The 17,110-nt window shown below is 60.1% G+C and carries 17 protein-coding genes; 7 read left to right on the forward strand and 10 right to left on the reverse strand.

Annotated features, from left to right (window positions below; all coding sequences use genetic code 11):
* Positions 1–17: 17 nt before the first annotated feature.
* Both GH722_07455 and GH722_07460 read right to left on the reverse strand, forming a co-directional pair.
* Entirely contained in the window at positions 18–1,685 is a 1,668-nt protein-coding gene (locus tag GH722_07455; protein ID MRG71598.1) for a tetratricopeptide repeat protein, read from the reverse strand.
* A gap of 22 nt (positions 1,686–1,707) precedes the next feature.
* Positions 1,708–1,977 (reverse strand): BolA/IbaG family iron-sulfur metabolism protein, encoded by a 270-nt coding sequence (locus GH722_07460; protein ID MRG71599.1) that lies wholly within the window; start codon positions 1,975–1,977, stop codon positions 1,708–1,710.
* A 116-nt stretch (positions 1,978–2,093) separates the two neighbouring features.
* Between GH722_07460 and GH722_07465 the strand changes: the two genes are divergently transcribed.
* The 4 genes from GH722_07465 to GH722_07480 all read left to right on the forward strand — a co-directional run bounded on the left by GH722_07465 (position 2,094) and on the right by GH722_07480 (position 5,978).
* Positions 2,094–2,684: a DnaJ domain-containing protein gene (locus tag GH722_07465; GenBank protein ID MRG71600.1), complete on the forward strand. Its 591-nt coding sequence runs from the start codon at positions 2,094–2,096 to the stop codon at positions 2,682–2,684.
* Positions 2,685–2,765: 81 nt separating this feature from the next.
* On the forward strand, positions 2,766–3,734 hold the full coding sequence (gene cobS, locus GH722_07470) for a cobaltochelatase subunit CobS (protein MRG71601.1): 969 nt from the start codon (positions 2,766–2,768) through the stop codon (positions 3,732–3,734).
* 4 nt (positions 3,735–3,738) lie between these two features.
* Complete coding sequence (cobT, locus tag GH722_07475; GenBank protein ID MRG71602.1) at positions 3,739–5,583, forward strand: cobaltochelatase subunit CobT; 1,845 nt, start codon at positions 3,739–3,741, stop codon at positions 5,581–5,583.
* 14 nt (positions 5,584–5,597) lie between these two features.
* A complete protein-coding gene (locus tag GH722_07480) occupies positions 5,598–5,978 on the forward strand; it encodes a hypothetical protein (GenBank protein ID MRG71603.1) in 381 nt (126 codons plus the stop codon).
* On the opposite strand, the gene queG is transcribed toward GH722_07480, so the two are convergent.
* On the reverse strand, positions 5,960–7,009 hold the full coding sequence (gene queG, locus GH722_07485) for a tRNA epoxyqueuosine(34) reductase QueG (GenBank protein ID MRG71604.1): 1,050 nt from the start codon (positions 7,007–7,009) through the stop codon (positions 5,960–5,962). The genes GH722_07480 and queG overlap by 19 nt on opposite strands.
* A gap of 158 nt (positions 7,010–7,167) precedes the next feature.
* On the opposite strand from queG, the gene mutT reads away from it, so the two are divergent.
* On the forward strand, positions 7,168–7,566 hold the full coding sequence (gene mutT, locus GH722_07490) for an 8-oxo-dGTP diphosphatase MutT (GenBank protein ID MRG71605.1): 399 nt from the start codon (positions 7,168–7,170) through the stop codon (positions 7,564–7,566).
* Here mutT and GH722_07495 read toward each other — a convergent pair.
* Together GH722_07495 and GH722_07500 are read right to left on the reverse strand one after the other, a co-directional pair.
* Entirely contained in the window at positions 7,563–8,525 is a 963-nt protein-coding gene (locus GH722_07495; protein MRG71606.1) for a GAF domain-containing protein, read from the reverse strand. The genes mutT and GH722_07495 overlap by 4 nt on opposite strands.
* A gap of 93 nt (positions 8,526–8,618) precedes the next feature.
* A complete protein-coding gene (locus GH722_07500) occupies positions 8,619–8,795 on the reverse strand; it encodes a hypothetical protein (protein ID MRG71607.1) in 177 nt (58 codons plus the stop codon).
* Between the two features lie 101 nt (positions 8,796–8,896).
* On the opposite strand from GH722_07500, the gene GH722_07505 reads away from it, so the two are divergent.
* Positions 8,897–9,661 carry a competence/damage-inducible protein A gene (locus tag GH722_07505; protein ID MRG71608.1) on the forward strand — a complete coding sequence of 255 codons (765 nt, stop codon included), beginning with the start codon at positions 8,897–8,899 and terminating at the stop codon, positions 9,659–9,661.
* Between the two features lie 15 nt (positions 9,662–9,676).
* Here GH722_07505 and GH722_07510 read toward each other — a convergent pair whose 3' ends face one another.
* Together GH722_07510 and GH722_07515 are read right to left on the reverse strand one after the other, a co-directional pair.
* Positions 9,677–10,990, reverse strand: coding sequence for a PDZ domain-containing protein (locus GH722_07510; GenBank protein MRG71609.1), 1,314 nt, complete (start codon positions 10,988–10,990; stop codon positions 9,677–9,679).
* Positions 10,987–12,345 carry a PDZ domain-containing protein gene (locus GH722_07515; protein MRG71610.1) on the reverse strand — a complete coding sequence of 453 codons (1,359 nt, stop codon included), beginning with the start codon at positions 12,343–12,345 and terminating at the stop codon, positions 10,987–10,989. The genes GH722_07510 and GH722_07515 overlap by 4 nt, the downstream gene beginning before the upstream one ends.
* A gap of 113 nt (positions 12,346–12,458) precedes the next feature.
* On the opposite strand from GH722_07515, the gene GH722_07520 reads away from it, so the two are divergent.
* Positions 12,459–13,385, forward strand: a complete 927-nt coding sequence (locus GH722_07520) for a 2-dehydropantoate 2-reductase (GenBank protein ID MRG71611.1) — start codon at positions 12,459–12,461, stop codon at positions 13,383–13,385.
* Positions 13,386–13,389: 4 nt separating this feature from the next.
* Here GH722_07520 and GH722_07525 read toward each other — a convergent pair whose 3' ends face one another.
* From GH722_07525 to GH722_07535, 3 genes are read right to left on the reverse strand one after another with little or no spacing between them, the layout of a single operon-like run.
* Positions 13,390–14,166, reverse strand: a complete 777-nt coding sequence (locus GH722_07525) for a hypothetical protein (GenBank protein ID MRG71612.1) — start codon at positions 14,164–14,166, stop codon at positions 13,390–13,392.
* A 52-nt stretch (positions 14,167–14,218) separates the two neighbouring features.
* Positions 14,219–14,794, reverse strand: coding sequence for a class GN sortase (locus GH722_07530; GenBank protein ID MRG71613.1), 576 nt, complete (start codon positions 14,792–14,794; stop codon positions 14,219–14,221).
* On the reverse strand, positions 14,791–17,022 hold the full coding sequence (locus tag GH722_07535) for a marine proteobacterial sortase target protein (protein ID MRG71614.1): 2,232 nt from the start codon (positions 17,020–17,022) through the stop codon (positions 14,791–14,793). The genes GH722_07530 and GH722_07535 overlap by 4 nt, the downstream gene beginning before the upstream one ends.
* Between the last annotated feature and the right edge of the window lie 88 nt (positions 17,023–17,110).

Here is a 17,110-nt window from a genome sequence, read left to right on the forward strand (position 1 = left end):
CCTCCTGTGCCGACCTGTTATCTGACGGCGGCGTTATGACTATCCGCCAGCCCGGACAGGTCGTGACGAATTTGCTGTATCACCGGCTCCCACCCCTCTGTAGGGTTGGCCTGACGGTACAGCCGCATTGTCCGATACCACGGAGAGTCATTCCTTTCCAGCATCCACCGCCAGTCCGGTGCATGTGGAAGCATTACCCAGACCCTGATCCCCAGAGCCCCGGCAAGATGGGCAACCGAGGTGTCTACGGTTATCACCAGATCAAGGTTGCAGACGACTTTTGCCGTGTCGAGAAAGTCGGTACAGCCGGAGACCGCATTGCGGACCAGAGCCTGTTCTGCGGACCCGAGTGCGCCGGCGGCTTTGCCAAATTGCAGGCTGAACAGATCAATGCCGGGAATGTCGAACAGACAGAACATCTCGGTCAGTTTACAGGATCGCCGGCTGTCATTCTTATGAGACGGGCTGCCCGCCCAGACGATCCCGACGCGCAGCCGCCGGTCGGCGGGCGGCGCAACGGCCGCCGGTCGCGGCAGATAGCCATCGGCAAAGGGGATCGAGTCCAGCGAGGTTTCCATCAGCCGGGGCAGTTCCAGCAGGGCCGCCCGCAGGTCATGCGGCGGGGGCGGATCATTGCGCGGGATGGCGGCAGATATTCCCGGCGCGGTGGTCAGCAACCGGACGAGGGCCTGCTGACAATGCAGGATGACCTCTGCACCGCGGGCCCGCAGCAGCGGGGCATAGCGGACGAACTGGAGGGTGTCGCCAAAGCCTTGCTCGGAAAACAGCAGCAGGCGGCGGCCTTTCAGGTCTTCGCCTTCCCAGAAGGGTGCGCCGTCCGGCAGGGCCGGGATATCAGGACGTTGCCAGCGGACCCGGTAATCATCGAACCCCTGCCTGAGATTGCCGGTGAGCAGGTGGGCGATGCCGCGATTGAACAGGGCAGCGGTGCTTTTCGGATTGATCGACAGGGCCCGGTTGTAGGATTCAAGAGCCGTGTCTATGGCGTTGAAATCGACCTGGGTGACGCCAAGGTTGGTCCAGGCCTTCGCATTCTCCGGCTGCCGGGCAAGGGCGTTGCTATGGCAGGTGACGGCTTCATCCAGCTGGCCGGACATGCGGTAACAGCTGCCCAGATTGGTCCAGGCCCCGGCCGATGCCGGATTGATTGCCAGCGCCCGGCGAAAACAGCTGGCGGCAGCTGACAGACGGTCCGCGTTCATATGAGCGATGGCGAGGGCGTTCCAGACAGCCGGATTGCCGGGGGCGTGGCGGGTGGCTTTGGCCAGCAGTCGCCGCGCTTCTTCCAGCCGGCCGGTATCAATGAACAGCTGGCCGAGATTGACCATGGTTCTGATGTTCAGCGGCTCGGCATGCAGGGCCGCAAGATAATGCTGTTCTGCCTGCTTCTGCTGTCCCCAGTCACGGCAGAGATTGCCGAAATTGTAATGGGCACCCGCATGTTTTGGATCTGCGGCCAGAATGGTTCTGTAGGCGGCTTCAGCCTCGTCATGCCGCCCGGTCGCCAGGCAGGCGGCACCCAGATTCAGCCGGGCATCATGGAATCCGGGATCGTCTTCGAGCAGTTGCTGATAACCGGCAATCGCTGCGACATGATCGCCGGCACGATGCAGCTCCACAATGCGGGAGAAGGCTTCTGCCCTGTCATCAGATATGGCGCCCACAGCGGGTTCTGCAGCCGGTGGTTCAGACCTCGTCGGGTGTTCGCGTGGTCAGCGACAGGGCGTGAACCCGGTCAGCCATTTCGTCAGCCAACAGCTTGTAGACCTGTCGCTGACGGTTCACGCGGTTCTGACCGGCGAAGGCGTCCGAGACGATATCCACATGAAAATGGGTTTCCCCGCCGGGACGATGACCGGCATGGCCTTCATGCTTGTGAGATTCGTCGATGACGTTCAAAGAGGCAGGAGACAAACCGGCTTGCAGCTTTTCCCGGATACGTTCGGCGACACTCATTTCATCTGTTCTCCAAAGGGATTGTCAGGCGCAAGATATGGCGTTCCCGGGGCCGGATGCAAATCCGTCATGCAGCAGACCTTGAGACGGTCATGCAAAGCGGACATATTGGTCTGATGACGACGTCACGACAACGCGCCCGTAACCGCCTTGCCCCGCCGGAACCACCGGCGGCGGGACTGCGCATGTGCGACCATCCGACCTGTATGGCCGGTGGCGAACACCGGGCGCCGGTATCCCGTGACCGGCTGGAAGAATATTACTGGTTCTGCCTCGATCATGTCCGGGAATACAACAAGGCCTGGAATTATTATGACGGCATGTCCGACGACGAGGTCGAGGCGTCGCGCAAGCGGGACGTCATCTGGGACCGGCCGACCTGGCCGCTCGGCATGCTGGGCACGCCCGGGCGCTCAAAGCGCTACAGCATTTTCAACGATCCGTTTCAGTTGTTTCCGGAGGATGGCCAGACCCAGATTGGCGGTGATCGCGATTCTGACGGCCGTCTGCTGACAGCGGAGGAACGTGAAGCCCTGTCAGAGCTTGAGCTGAAAGCGCCGGTTACACGGGCAGATGTTAAGCTGCGTTACCGTGATCTGGCGAAAAAATATCACCCGGACCTCAATGGTGGGGACCGCAAGGCGGAAGATCGCCTTAAACGTATAAATCAGGCGTATAACACGCTGGTTAAGTCTTTGAGTTCATAGTATCCCAACCCAATTCAACCTGAGTGTTTATCTATCGAGGGAGACGACAGCGTGACTTCTGTCATCGACGCGGATGTAAAAATGCCTGTTGGCGAACCGGACATGATGGTCGGTGTGCGTCAGCTTTTCGGGATCGACATCGATATGCAGGTCCCGGCCTACAGCGAAACCACGGATCACGTACCGGATGTCGATGACACCTATCGTTTTGATCCGGAAACCACACTGGCGATTCTGGCGGGCTTTGCCCATAACCGCCGGGTGATGATCCAGGGTTATCATGGTACCGGCAAGTCGACCCATATCGAGCAGGTCGCGGCCCGTCTGAACTGGCCCTGTATCCGGATCAACCTCGACAGCCATATCAGCCGTATTGATCTGATCGGCAAGGATGCAATCGTGCTGCGCGATGGCATGCAGGTGACGGAATTCCGTGAAGGTCTTCTGCCCTGGGCGCTGCAAAGCCCGGTTGCGCTGGTCTTTGACGAATATGATGCCGGTCGCCCGGACGTGATGTTTGTGATTCAGCGCGTGCTGGAAGTTTCCGGCAAGCTGACGCTGCTCGATCAGAACAGGGTTATCCGCCCGAACAAGTCGTTCCGGTTGTTCTCCACCGCCAACACGGTGGGTCTTGGCGATACAACCGGCCTGTATCACGGCACACAGCAGATCAACCAGGGTCAGATGGACCGCTGGAACATCGTTGCGACCCTGAACTATCTGCCGGAAGAACAGGAACAGGATATCGTTCTGGCCAAGGTTCCGCAGTATCAGACCGAAGAAGGCCGCGGCCAGATTGCCTCGATGGTGGCGCTGGCGGGTCTGACCCGTTCCGGTTTCGTGAATGGCGATCTGTCGACCGTCATGTCACCCCGGACCGTAATTACCTGGGCTGAGAATGCGGATATCTTCGGCGATATCGGCTATGCTTTCCGGGTCACTTTCCTGAACAAGTGTGATGAGGTCGAACGGGCGACGGTGGCTGAATATTACCAGCGTTGCTTCGACGCCGAACTGCCGGCGGATTCGTCCCTCATCAAGATGAACTGAAGCCATGAGTAATCAGGCGGACGGTCCGGTCGAAGAGTTCAAGCGGGTTACCGCGTCGACTCTGCGTGCGCTGGCGGACGAAGGTGAACTGGATGTTACCTTCTCGGCCGGTACACCGAACGTAAACGGCAAAACCGTTCGTCTGCCGCTGCCCGGCCGGGCACTGGATCGTGATCAGATCAGCCTGCTGCGCGGCACGGCTGATTCTCTGGCCCTGCGTATCCGCTATCACGATGCCAAACGTCATCAGCAATCCAGCCCGAAATCACCGATTGCCCGTGAAGTTTTCAACGCGGTCGAACAGGTGCGGGTCGAGGCTCTGGGCTCCCGTCACATGGCGGGTGTTGCCCGCAATCTGGATGCGGTGCTGGAAGACAAATGCCAGCTTCGTGGCTATGAACGGATTGCCGAGCGGGCCGAAACCCAGATGGCGGATGCTCTGGGCCTGATCGTCCGTGAAAAGATCACCGGCAAGGCGCCACCGGCCAGTGCAGAACAGATGGTCGATCTGTGGCGCGATTATATCACCACCCGGATTGGTGGCGATATGGAACGGCTGCCGGAACTGATTGAAGATCAGGAAGCCTTTGCCGACGCAGTGCGCGGGCTGATCAGCCAGCTTGAACTGATGGAAGACGAGTTGCCGCCGGAGAACGATCAGGAAGATGACGACGAGTCCGATGATCAGGCCGATAACGGTGATCAGGACCAGTCCGGCGATACCGGCACCGCCGAAGCCGAAGCCATGTTTGGTTCTGAAAGCATGGAAGGCCCGGAAGGCGACGAAGCCGAGGGGTCGTTCGAGGATTCGGATGAAAGCATGTCGGATGCGATGGGTGAGGATGCACCTGCCGGTCCGTCCGAACGGCGTGATGACGGGCTGAATTCAAATTCCGGCGGGGATGGTTATATCCCCTACACCATCGCCCATGATGAAGTGGTCGAGGCGGAAGATCTTTGCGATCCGGAAGAACTGGACCGGCTGCGTCATCAGCTGGACCAGCAACTGACCAATTTGCAGGGTGTGGTTTCGCGCCTTGCCAACCGCCTGCAACGCCGCCTGATGGCACAGCAGACCCGGTCATGGGAATTCGATCTGGAGGAAGGCATTCTGGATGCGGGGCGTCTGACCCGTGTGGTCACGAACCCGACCTACGCCTTGTCCTACAAGCATGAGAAAGATACCGAATTCCGCGATACAGTGGTCTCGCTGCTGATCGACAATTCCGGCTCGATGCGCGGCCGGCCGATTTCGGTCGCGGCGATGAGCGCAGATATTCTCGCCCGGACGCTGGAACGGTGCGGCGTGAAGGTCGAGATTCTCGGCTTTACGACACGCGCCTGGAAAGGCGGGCAGGCACGGGAAAAGTGGATCGCCGACGGCAAGCCGGTCCGGCCGGGTCGTCTGAATGACCTGCGTCATATCGTCTACAAGAATGCCGATTCTCCCTGGCGCCGGGCCCGCAAGAATCTCGGCCTGATGCTGCGCGAAGGTCTGCTGAAGGAGAATATCGACGGCGAGGCATTGTTATGGGCGCATAACCGTCTGGTTGGCCGTCCCGAACATCGCCGGGTGCTGATGGTGATTTCTGACGGGGCACCGGTTGATGATTCCACCCTGTCGGTCAATCCCGGCAATTATCTGGAACGGCATCTGCGCGACGTCATCAGCTATATCGAGAACAAGTCACCGGTTGAACTGGTTGCCATCGGTATTGGTCATGACGTGACCCGCTATTATCGCCGGGCGGTGACCATTGTTGATGCAGAAGAACTCGGCGGCACGATGATGAAGGAAATGGCTGATCTGTTCAGTGAGCAGAACAGCCGAAGGCGCCGGGCGGGATGATGATGGTCCGGCATATGGTCGCGGGCCTGGGTCTGCTGGCACTTGCCGGGTGCGGCCCGGCCTTTATCGACCGGTCCGGTCCGGAAGGCGTCGATATCTGCTATAACAAGGCCACGATTGATCCGCAGGATCTGCTGGCGATGGGTCGCGACGAATGTGCCAGATATGGCGGTCGCGCCAGGCTGACAGACCAGACGCTTTTCTATTGCCCGGCTTTCAGCCCGGTTATGATGACTTTCGCCTGTGACGGGGCAACGGCGCAGCCGGAAGAACCACGGAATTACTCAACGGCAAAGCCGGTGGGAACGCCCGGTCTGGTAAATCCGGCAACCGGCGAGGCAGCAAGACAAAGACAGTTCTATGTGCCTGAACAGGGCTATTCCCGGCGCCCCTGACCGGCAGCCCTGATTTCTGCCGCCGCCCAGTCAGCCGCATCCCTTACCACGTCAGACGGATCTGCGCGAAGTCGCTCGACATCCGCCAGAAGCTCGCTGTCGCCACTGTTTCCTGCTGCCGTCAGTACATTGCGGATGAACCGGTCGCGGCCGATACGCTTGACGGGTGAGCCGGAGAAGAAGGCCCGGAAACTGCTATCGTCGAACTGCAGCAGGTCGATGAGGCGGGGTGCGCGCAAGTCATCGCGGGCCTGCAATTTCAGCTCTCGTGCTTCCACCGCAAACTTGTTCCAGGGACAGGCCGCCAGACAGTCATCACAACCATAGATGCGATTCCCCATCGCCCGGCGAAACTCAGTCGGGATCGGGCCTTTATGTTCGATGGTGAGGTAGGAAATACAGCGTCGGGCGTCGAGCTGATAAGGCGCCGGAAAAGCGTTTGTCGGACAGGCATCGAGACAGTTCCGGCAGGACCCGCAATGATCGGTCTCCGGCACGGAGGGAGCGAGGTCGAGGGTGGTGAAAATCTCTCCCAGAAACAACCATGAGCCGAATTCCCGCGACACCAGGTTGGTATGCTTTGCCTGCCAGCCGATACCGGAGCGCGCGGCAACCGGCTTTTCCAGTACCGGGGCTGTATCGACGAAAACCTTGACCTCGCAAGGGGCTGTCGCCACCAGCCAGCGGGCAACCTGCTTCAGGCGTTTCTTGACGATGTCATGATAGTCCCGGTGTCTGGCATAGACGGAAATACCGCCACGGTCCGGTTGTGAAAGAACGCTGAGGGGGTCTTCGTCCGGTCCGTAATTCATGCCGAGCACGATGACGCTCCGGACATCCGGCCAGAGATCGCGGGGTGACCGGCGGCGATCGAGATGGGTTGCCATCCAGTCCATGTCGCCATGCTGTCCGGTGGCGATGAAACCTTCGAGCCGCTGCCGTTCGCGTTCGCCGATTTCAACGGCGGCAATGCCCACGGCGTCAAAGCCTGCTGCTCTGGCCTGTGCGTTTATATCGGCGAAATCAATCATGGCGCTGGCATAGCATGGTTTGCCCGCCAGATCATCGGCTTCCCGATCCTGCACAGATCGCTGTGCAGGCAGGCCCGATGTGCTATAGCGACGTCATGACTGAACAGAATGCCGATCAGGGATGCCTGTCCCTTCCGAATGCCAGCCCGGCCGGGCCGGTGCGCACCGTGTTTGTTGCGGCGGCGGCGCTGGTTGATATCGATCATCGGGTGCTGATCGCGGAACGGCCTGCCGGCAAGTCGCTGGCCGGATTGTGGGAGTTTCCAGGTGGCAAGATCGACGCCGGGGAAACCCCGGAAGCCGCTCTGGTGCGCGAGCTTGATGAAGAACTCGGTATCGACATCACCGAAAGCTGTCTCGCCCCCTTTACCTTTGCCAGCCATCTCTATGATGATTTTCATCTGCTGATGCCGCTTTATCTCTGCCGGGTCTGGCGGGGTACCCCGGAAGGGCGGGAAGGTCAGCGACTGGCCTGGGTACGACCGAACCGGCTGTCAGAATATCCCATGCCGCCTGCGGATATCCCGCTGGTTGCCATGTTGCGGGATTTTCTCTAGGCCTCGGCGATGCCGGTGCGCAGGGTGAATGAAAATGTTGAGCCTTCGTCCGGCTGACTGTCGATCATCAGGTTAGTGCCATGCGATTTCAGGAAATCGCGGCAGAGCAGCAGGCCAAGACCTGACCCCTTTTCGCCGCCGGTTCCGGGACTCGACGCCCCGATATCGGGGCTGCGGGCGCGGCCCAGTGTCGTGGCGTCCATGCCGATACCCGTATCGCGGATGGTAACGGTTATCCCCTCCGCCCTGTTGCTGGTCTGGATAAAAACAGAACCGCCGGGCGGGGTATATTTCAGGCCGTTGGAAACCAGATTCCGGATGACCGTTTCGATCTGTTCCGGATTGACATGAACACGCGCCGCCTGGCTTTCATCGACGATAGCCACCCCTTTCAGTTCTGCTCCGTGACGCACCGCGCCGACCGCATTGGCGATGATTCCCTTGATATCAACTGTCTGAAACTCGGGTGTACCGTCCTGAAAGCTGGCGGCGGTCCATGAAATCAGGTTGTCCATGAGCTGATGCGCGCGATCTCCCGCCTTGCCGACGATATCGACATATTCGAGGACTTTTTTCGGCTCTTTCTCCGGGTCCAGCCGGGAGAGAATTTTGCAGAATCCGAGAATGGCGTTGAAAGACCCCCGGAGATCGTGGCCGATCATCGACAACAGGCGTTGCTGCTGTTCCTGCTTGGTCTCCAGTATCCGGTTCCGCTGCAACGCCTCCTCGCGGGACTTGCGCAGCTCTATTTCCCGCATGGCCATCTGGGCAAAATGACGCAGCAGGTCTTTCTGGCGGTCATCAAGAGGGGGACGCGGCTGTCTGTCGATGATGCAGAAGGCGCCGATCGGCATGCCGTCACTGGCGATGATCGGAGCACCGGCATAGAAGCGGATTTTTGGCTCTCCGGTTACCAGTTTATTGTCCCGGAAATTTTTGTCCTGCAATGCGTCGGGCACCACCATAACCTCTGAAGGGGCCTGAATGGCATGGTTGCAGAGCGAGGCTTCGCGCGGGGTTTCCCGTGCGTCCAGACCATGATGTGACAGAAACTACTGACGCTTTTCATCAACCAGAGAGACAAGCGCAATTTCCGTGCGGAAAATATCAGCCGCAAACCGGGTCAGAACGTCAAAGCTTTCTTCCCCCGGCGTATCGAGTATCTGCAGATCACGCAGAGTTGCCATACGCTGGTTTTCATTGTCTGGAAGCTTTGCAGCGTTACCCAAGGTCTGGTCTCCGGTGCCTGTCTTCAGGTTATCAAGATGATTGCGGTGGATTGATGGTCCCGGTACTTTTCTGCCGAAACAATGCTGAAAGCAACTGAACGATGCAAACGCCGGAAACTGTCACCGCCAGTCTTGTGATTATTGGCAACGAGATACTCTCTGGCCGTACACAGGACAAGAACCTTGGCTGGCTGGCGGCAAACCTGACCGAAATTGGCGTGCAGATGCGGGAAGCAAAGGTCATTCCCGATATCGAGGAAGTGATTGTCAGCACATTGCGCGATCACAGCAGCCGGTTCGACTATGTCTTTACGACCGGCGGCATAGGGCCGACCCATGATGATATTACCGCCCGTTGTGTCGCCCTGGCTTTTGAACGCGACCTGATCCGTGATCCCCGGGCCGTGGCCTTGCTGGAAAACCATTATCCCACGGGTGAACTGACGGAAGCGCGTCTGAAGATGGCGGAAATCCCGGCTGGCGCAGATCTGATCGATAATCCGGTCAGTGCGGCTCCCGGGTTTATTGTTGGCAACGTCTATGTGATGGCAGGTGTTCCGCGCATCATGCAGGCGATGTTCGATGGCCTGAAAGCGGGCCTGAGAAGCGGCGCCAAAGTGCATTCGGTTACCGTGACGGCAACAATTGGCGAAAGCTTCATGGCCAAGGGGCTGGAAGCGGTTCAGAACGCCCATCCGGGACTGGATATCGGCAGTTATCCGTTTTACCGGTCCGGTCAGGTTGGCTCCAGTATCGTTCTCCGGGGAATCGATCAGGACGAACTGAAGGTCGCTGCCGAGAAGGTTCGCGATGTGATGCGCGGGCTGGGTGTTGAGCCGATTGAAGGTGAATTACCGCCGGCGTGACCACAGCTGACAGGCCTATGGCAGCTTTTGTCCGGGCCCGGCGATGCCGCCGAGACTTTCATAAAACTCCTGAACTGACCCCGCCTTGAGATAGGCAATGGCGCAGGCGATGTCGCTGTCGCTAAAGGGTGAAGCAGGCAGTGGCGGACAGAGTGACGGGTTAAATCCGTCGGTCTTGTCAGTACGAAGCAGAATGTCGGGTGTCAGGCCAACCCCGTCAAAAACCTTGCCGGACGGCGGTGTGACGACCGTCCGGACCAGCGTCAGCGACCCGCCGGTTGCGTCTACCTTGTAGGTACGCTGGCCGACCCCCTTGCCATAGGTGGTCTGTCCCATCAGTACGGCGCGGTCATTATCGCGCAGGGCCGCGGCAAAAATTTCGGCGCTGGAGCGGGTGACCGCGTTGACCAGTATGACGACAGGAAGTCCCCTGAAGTCTTCGCCGGGCCGGGCGTCATACAGGCGGGGAGCCTTTTCGTGACGCCCGTCGACCCTGGCGATACGACCCCCGGCCAGAAAACTGTCCGATAGTGATATGGCCTGCCGCAGATAACCGCCCTGGTTGTTTCGCAGATCAATGATCAGACCGGTGACAGGTTCGGTAGCAGGGCCGAACGGTGTCAGATCACCGACTGCCCGCTGGAAGCCTTTTTCCATCTGCTGGTTGAAGCGGCTGATCCAGAGATATCCCCTGTCCCCGAACCGGCGGGAAAGAACCGAGGCAGTGTCCGTCTGATCAAAAACGGCTGGCAGGTTCAGAGTTGCGTCACCGCGCCGGAGGGTCAGGCTGATCTGTTCCCCATCCTTGCCCTGCAACAGGTCTGCGACCTGTTTGCGGGATTTTCCCGGAAGGGGCTGGCCATTGATGGCGATGACCAGGTCGTCGGGCAGCAGGCCGGCTTTTTCCGCGGGGCCATCCGGATAGATCAGCCGGATGGCGAAGCCGTTTGCCGTTGTTGTTCCGATCAGCCCCAGCCGTGCCTTTGGCGCCCCTGAAAACCAGGCGCGGCGCTGTCGGGCCTGTGAACCGGTGGCATAGAAATTATGTGGGCCGAGCGAGGCAACGAAGGTCTTGATGCCCAGTTCTGCGGGGGATACCGGTGGTGGTCCGGCGACCGTTGCCGATTTCTCATAAGCCGTCGCCACCGCATCAGTGGCCCGTCGGATCAGGTCATCACGGTCATGTTCCTGTCCATGATGCTCCTTGATGAGCCCGACGACTTCTTCAATGAACTGACGGTCTGTATCGCTGATCCCGGCACTGGCAGGATGGGCAAGGACGGCAAGGAAGCAGACAAGACAGACCGGTAATGTCAGCCGGCGGTTCATGATCCGGCGCGGTGCAGCGCCATGAAGGCGGGTGTGCCGCCGGCCCGCAACAGGGCGATGGCGCAGCGGAGCTGGAAGTCATCGGCCTCAACCGCATCCACTTCCGGGCAACTGGAACCATCGGCCTCGCCGAGCCGGGGTTTCGACTCATCGGTGACTTCAGTGTCGTCTTCCGGCTGGGTGACCAGTATGTCGGGCTGTATCCCGACCTTATGTACAGAGCTGCCGTCCGGTTTGTAGAATTGCAGGGTAGTCAGCCGCAGCGTACCGTTGCTGCCCAGACGGAAATGCGACTGGGCGACCCCTTTTCCGAAACTGCGTGTCCCCAGCACGACAGCCCGCCCGTTGCCCTGCAGACCACCGGCCACAATTTCCGATGCGGAGGCGCTGCCCCGGTTCTGCAACACCACCAGCGGGCGGCCAAGGGTGATATCACCGGATGTGGCAGAGTAACGGCGTGTTTCCTGACCGCCACGGCGGCTGGTCGACCAGATCAGGCCGGTCTCCATGAAGGCATCGGCGACAGCCGTGGCCTGTGTGGTCAGCCCGCCGGGATTGTTCCGCAGATCGAGAATAAAGCCGCTGGGAATCCCGGCAGGATCCAGCACCAGTTTGTTCACAGCTTCTTCAAGACCGGGTTCGGTGGTTTCCGTGAACTGTGTCAGCCGGAGATATCCGATATCACCATATCGTCGTGACGAGGCCGTGGGCACGGTGATCAGCGCACGGGTAATCGAGACATCGAAAGGTGACTCGTTCTTGCGCTGAATCGTGATGGCGACATCGGTGCCCCTGCGACCGCGCATCAGGGCCGCCGCCTCGCCGACACTCAGCCCCTGTGTCGGGGTGCCGTTGACATGGGTTATATGATCCTGCGGCTGTAGCCCCGCGGCCATGGCCGGAGAGCCTTCAATCGGCGAGGTGACAGTCAGTTTTTCATCCCGGATCCCGATAAAGACACCGATGCCTTCAAAATTTCCGCTTAGCCGCTCCCGCATGCGGCGTGTACGGTCGGCATTCAGATAAACGGCATAGGGGTCGAGGTCTTTCAGGGCTGCATTCAGTCCGACATCGACCCTTGTGCGGTCTGCCGGAATGTCTTCTGCATCACGGATTTTTATCAGTGCGTCGTCGATCAGATGGGTGCTGCTTTTGTCGACCAGCGCATTCGAGACAACCCGGGACATCACGGAATTGACCAGCTCGATATCCTGATCGGTCAGCGGAACGCCAAGGTCGGTGGCGCGTTCCCGGACCCCTCCGCTGGTGGAGGAACAGGTCCATAGCAACAGGACCAGTGGCAGGATGGTGATGATCCGCAGCAGTCGGACAGGCAGTTTGGCAATCATGGACATGATGATTTCTGTGAGTTGCCTTTCCGTCCAGCGAAATTCAGATGCTTTAGGGCCTTGCGTAGTAAACTTTTCGCAAGCTAACGTCCGCGACCATATCAGGAGGATACCAAGAGATGAAGATTGCTATTGTCGGAACCGGCGCGATGGGCTGCATTTACGCGGCTCTGCTGGCTGATGCAGGCCATGAGATCTGGGCCATTGATGTCAATGAAGCGCATGTAAAAGCGATGCAGACCAAGGGTTTGCGCGTCGAAGGTGCCAGCGGCGACCGGGTTGTGAAGGTCAATGCAACAACGAAGGCGGCAGATGCCGGTGTCTGTGATCTGGTGATTATTGCCACCAAGGGCATGCATGTTGCCGCAGCCTGTAAGTCGGCCACGTCCCTGATCGGCCCGGACAGCATGGTTCTATCGATCCAGAACGGTCTTGGCGGACCGGACGTCGCGGCGTCCCTGCTCGGTGAAGACCGGGTCATGGTCGGCGTGGTGGGCGGCTTCGGCGCGTCGATGGTCGGCCCCGGCCATGCCCGTCATGCCGGAATGGAACTGGTGCGTCTTGGTGAGCGGGTTGGTCCGGTCACACCGCGTCTTGAAACCGTTGCCGAAACCTGGCGCAGCGGCGGCTTCAAGGTGAAATGCTTTGACGATATCGACCAGCTGATCTGGGAAAAGCTGATCTGTAATGTCGGTCTGTCCGGCCCCTGCGGTATCACCGGTTATTCTGTTGGTGAGCTGCTGGAAGATGAAGATGCCTTTGGTCTGACCGCAGCTGCGGTTACGGAAGCCTTTGCCGTGGCAAAGGGCCGCAATATCAAACTCGACTTTGATGATCCGGTTGCCTATGTGCGGAACTTCGCCTCAAAGATCCCGAACTCGAAACCGTCTCTGCTTCAGGATATCGAAGCAGGCCGTATGTCCGAGATCGATGTGATCAACGGTGCCATTCCTCCGGCAGCAGAAGCGCTCGGGTTCTCGGCACCGGTCAATACGACCCTGAGCCGGGCCATCCGGGTGCGCGAACGTCGCGCCGGACTGCGCTGACCGGCTAATCCGTCGCGGCGCTCGTGCCGCGATGTCTGACGAACATCTCCCGAACCCAGTCGCAGGCGGCGTGATCGCGCCATCTGCGGTTCCAGTCTGCGGCCTGGGCGGGAGGGTTCTCCGGCCATCTTGTCTGCGCCTCCGGCGGCCTCGCCAGCGGGGTTGCGATGGCAGCTGCCGCCATGTCCGCCAGGGTAAACTGCTCGCCGGCCAGATAGCCGTGGGCGTTGATGCGACTGGCGATCATATCCAGGGCGCGGGTGATCTCCGTGCACTGTTTTTCAAACAGGTCACGGTCATCCAGATTCAGCACCTGATTGATCTTCCACATGAGCACCGGCAGGGCGGCACGATAGGCCAGTCGTTTGGGCAGCGAAACATGCCCTGCCATCAGGTCGCAGAGAAATCCCGGTTCATCGCGGAAAGCAACGAAAGCGCAGTGACGGATAGCCGGACCCAGTCCGTTATCAATGGTCCGTTGCAGTTCGATGGCTGTCGCGGCCAGCTGCGGATCTGCCGGCAGCAGGGGCCGGTCGGGAAATATCTCGTCGAGTCGCAGCACAATTTCCCCGGAACCGGTGATGATTTCATCGCCAATCCGCAGAACCGGCGTTGCCGTCTGGCCGGTCAGTTTGCGGATCACCGGAACATGGGGTCCGGGCAGCAATGAGGTGCGTTTATGAGGAACGCCTTTCCAGTCCAGCGCCCAGCGGGCCTTTTCGTTGAAATGTGAATGGGCGAACTGGAACAGTTCGATATCTGCTGCTGATTTCACGGTCATGCCCCCCTTGATGCCTGTCTGTTGCTTTATACGACAGCCAGACCGGTTCGGGTCATGCCGGTTCGTCTGCGATGGCGGTTACAACATAGCGATCACTTGATGCAGAGGTCAGGCCATCAAACGGCCAGCAGGTCACCAGCGACAATTTCCGCGATGAGGCGGCAACTGGCAGCTGCGTTTCGGCGCGGACAACGGCTGTACCGGTTACGGTGTAGGAAACTTCGCGCCCGTCGGCTGAGGTCAGGATCAGGCGGGATCCGGCACCGACATCCCGCAGGAAGCGGAAATGGGTATCGCGATGACCGCCGATAACGGTGTTGCCGGTTTCGTTCGGTCGGGCAGAACCCGAAACATGAGCCGGACCGAAGGCCAGTGTACGGCCGGACGCACCAGCCAGCACGATCTGATCCACCCCCAGCGCGGGTGCCCGCAGACGGGCAACCGGCCAGGTATCGGCCCAGGGCCACGGGCGGGGTGAGGCACCACCGGCTTTCGCATCAATCCAGGCCGAGCGGATCATGATGTTGGCCGCGGCGGCTTTGGTCTGAATCCAGACCGCATCGGCGACCAGTGCGCCGCCCGCTGCCAGACACAGAACAGCAACGGCCAGTGTCATCTTGCGGTTCATGACAGTTCTCCCGTTCTGCGACCGGACCGGATACGCAGGCCCAGCAGGGCAAGACCGGTCAGAATCAGCAGCAGGCCAAGGGCCAGGTAAAGCCCGGAGGGTGTCGCCGTGCGGGGCAGGGAGATGCCCGGCCCATCCAGCCGGATCGGTATGGCGGTGGCCGCAGATGCCCGCTGTATGTCAGGTCCGGGTGCGGTATCCGGCCGCGTCCAGCCTTTTGGCAGGTTTCCCGGCGTCTGGCGGGTCTCCAGAGCTTCGCCTTCCGGCCGGATCGGCGTTTCATCAACGGCGACAAAACTGGTGTAACGGGTTTGCAGCCCGTGCTTCAGGGCGAGTGGCAGGACATCGCGACGTGCCGTGCTGTCATTATGCCCGGCAGCATCCATAATCGTCTCGATCTTTGCCCGTGCCCACAGGCGGGCAATGCCGGGCGCTTCTGCACCGGCGGTCAGGTCGACGCCACCATGCCAGAGAGACCCGCCCAGTGCCCCGGTGACCGCCAGACGTCCGGAAAGCGTTGCGGAGGGAATGCGGGCGGTAATCAGCAGTGGTTCACCCAGATACAGATCGGGAATCTGACGGGGCAGCATTTCCACATCGGATTGTGGCCACTGCACGACAACATCGGTCAGCACGGCGCTGTCCAGTTTGTCGAACAGTTGTGCCAGCTTTTCTGCGACATCGGATGTCTGGCCGATGAACAGGTGAGCACCCCGGCCAAAGCGGGCGGCCCGGCGCATGAAGAACCCGTTTGGCGCACTGCCGATTCCGACCGTGAACAGCCTTGTGTCACCCAGATTCTGACGGATCAGGCCGAACAGGTCGGCTTCGTTGCCAATATCACCGTCGGTCAGCAGTACGATCTGGCTCAGCCTTTCCGTATCCGGTTTGCGTGATGCAAAGGCCAGCGACAGGGCGGGCAGCATTTCGGTGCCGCCATCTGCGTCCAGACCGGATATCCAGTCCACGGCAGCGGCCAGATTGCGCGGTGTCGCATCCCGGCTTTCACTCCACAGTCGCGAGGTGGTGTCGGAAAACCGGACGATGTTGAAACGATCCCCTTCCTGCAGCCGTTCCAGGCCGCCGATCAGGGCTGTCTTCGCCTGAAAGATGGAATCGCCATGCATGGAACCGGAGGTATCGATGATAAAAACGATATCCCGGGCCGGGGCGGCAGCGGCTTTTTCAAGGCTGGGTGGTGTCAGCATCAGCAGCATGTAGGTCTGATCGCCGACCGTCTCGGTAAACAGCCCTGCCGTTGGTTCGGCCCCGGCTTTCGGTTTCCAGACCATGACGAAATCCCGGTCTGCGGGCACGGCATCACCTTCCAGGGTCACCCGGGTCCGTTCGCCGTCCTGTGTGATCGTGGCGCTGTGGTAGGGGGTGCGGACATCGTCCAGATCGAACCCGGCATTCAGGGTGGCGGTCAGCCGCACCGGGTTTCCCGTACCATCGAGCCGCACCGGTGCCGTCACGCTGGCGGCATCCGGCACGTCACGGGTGGCAAAGGAAGCCGGTTCTGTTCCAGCAGAAAGCGCCTCTCCCGGAATATAGCGGGGGCCGACAACCAGTGGCGTCCGCAGCTCGAACGCGCCATCGGCAAACGGGGCGATCTGCCAGTAGGCGATATCAATGGCGATATCCCCGCCCGGCGGAATGTTCGCCACATGCATGGTGAACATGTTGGGACGCTGCTGGTCGAGCCGGGCCGCCGCCTTGCCGTCGGACTTTGCTGCTTCGTACTGTCGCGTTGCCTCTGCCCGTTCTGCAATGCGTCCGGTGATGTGACGCCCGTTCACTTCGACCGACATGGCATCCAGTGCGGCACCGTCCGGCAGCGGAAAAAGATACACACCTTCGACCCAGTTGCTGTTGGGGTTCAGGAACCGCTGTTTCAGCGAGACGCGGGCAACCGGTCCGTCCACCCGGATATCGTAATCCGCAACAATTGTCGGGGCCTGACTGCGTGCTGTCGGCGGGCTGTCAAAATAGAGGCCGGGGCGTTCGCTGTCTGCCCCGGCGGCATGGGCTGTTGCGGTCAGGCCGATGGCCAGCAGGGCGGTCAGTGACAGAATGGCCGCCGCAACCCGCAAGGCCGCCCGGATCAGTATCCGGGGATCAATCCTGATATTTCCGGATTCCCGGAGCGTGGCGAGTTCAAATCGCTGTGCGGCAGATATTCTGTCCCCGCTGTGGTCGGGTTCGTGCTGGGCAAAGTGGCCGTCCATTGTCTGTCTCCGATGCTCTGATCGATGCGATGACAACAGTTAGCGACCCGGTTTGGGCAGAAACCGTACCGATAACAGGGCGATTCAG

The organism is Alphaproteobacteria bacterium HT1-32 (assembly GCA_009649675.1).
GTDB lineage: Bacteria > Pseudomonadota > Alphaproteobacteria > Rhodospirillales > HT1-32 > HT1-32.

What these genes read in the sequence shown, in the direction of transcription:
- GH722_07460 (MRG71599.1), bottom strand. Translation starts at nt 1,977, where the DNA reads ATGAGTGTCGCCGAACGTATCCGGGAAAAGCTGCAAGCCGGTTTGTCT.
- GH722_07465 (MRG71600.1), top strand. Translation starts at nt 2,094, where the DNA reads ATGACGACGTCACGACAACGCGCCCGTAACCGCCTTGCCCCGCCGGAA.
- cobS (MRG71601.1), top strand. Translation starts at nt 2,766, where the DNA reads ATGCCTGTTGGCGAACCGGACATGATGGTCGGTGTGCGTCAGCTTTTC.
- cobT (MRG71602.1), top strand. Translation starts at nt 3,739, where the DNA reads ATGAGTAATCAGGCGGACGGTCCGGTCGAAGAGTTCAAGCGGGTTACC.
- GH722_07480 (MRG71603.1), top strand. Translation starts at nt 5,598, where the DNA reads ATGGTCGCGGGCCTGGGTCTGCTGGCACTTGCCGGGTGCGGCCCGGCC.
- queG (MRG71604.1), bottom strand. Translation starts at nt 7,009, where the DNA reads ATGATTGATTTCGCCGATATAAACGCACAGGCCAGAGCAGCAGGCTTT.
- GH722_07505 (MRG71608.1), top strand. Translation starts at nt 8,897, where the DNA reads ATGCAAACGCCGGAAACTGTCACCGCCAGTCTTGTGATTATTGGCAAC.
- GH722_07510 (MRG71609.1), bottom strand. Translation starts at nt 10,990, where the DNA reads ATGAACCGCCGGCTGACATTACCGGTCTGTCTTGTCTGCTTCCTTGCC.
- GH722_07515 (MRG71610.1), bottom strand. Translation starts at nt 12,345, where the DNA reads ATGTCCATGATTGCCAAACTGCCTGTCCGACTGCTGCGGATCATCACC.
- GH722_07520 (MRG71611.1), top strand. Translation starts at nt 12,459, where the DNA reads ATGAAGATTGCTATTGTCGGAACCGGCGCGATGGGCTGCATTTACGCG.
- GH722_07525 (MRG71612.1), bottom strand. Translation starts at nt 14,166, where the DNA reads ATGACCGTGAAATCAGCAGCAGATATCGAACTGTTCCAGTTCGCCCAT.
- GH722_07530 (MRG71613.1), bottom strand. Translation starts at nt 14,794, where the DNA reads ATGAACCGCAAGATGACACTGGCCGTTGCTGTTCTGTGTCTGGCAGCG.
- GH722_07535 (MRG71614.1), bottom strand. Translation starts at nt 17,022, where the DNA reads ATGGACGGCCACTTTGCCCAGCACGAACCCGACCACAGCGGGGACAGA.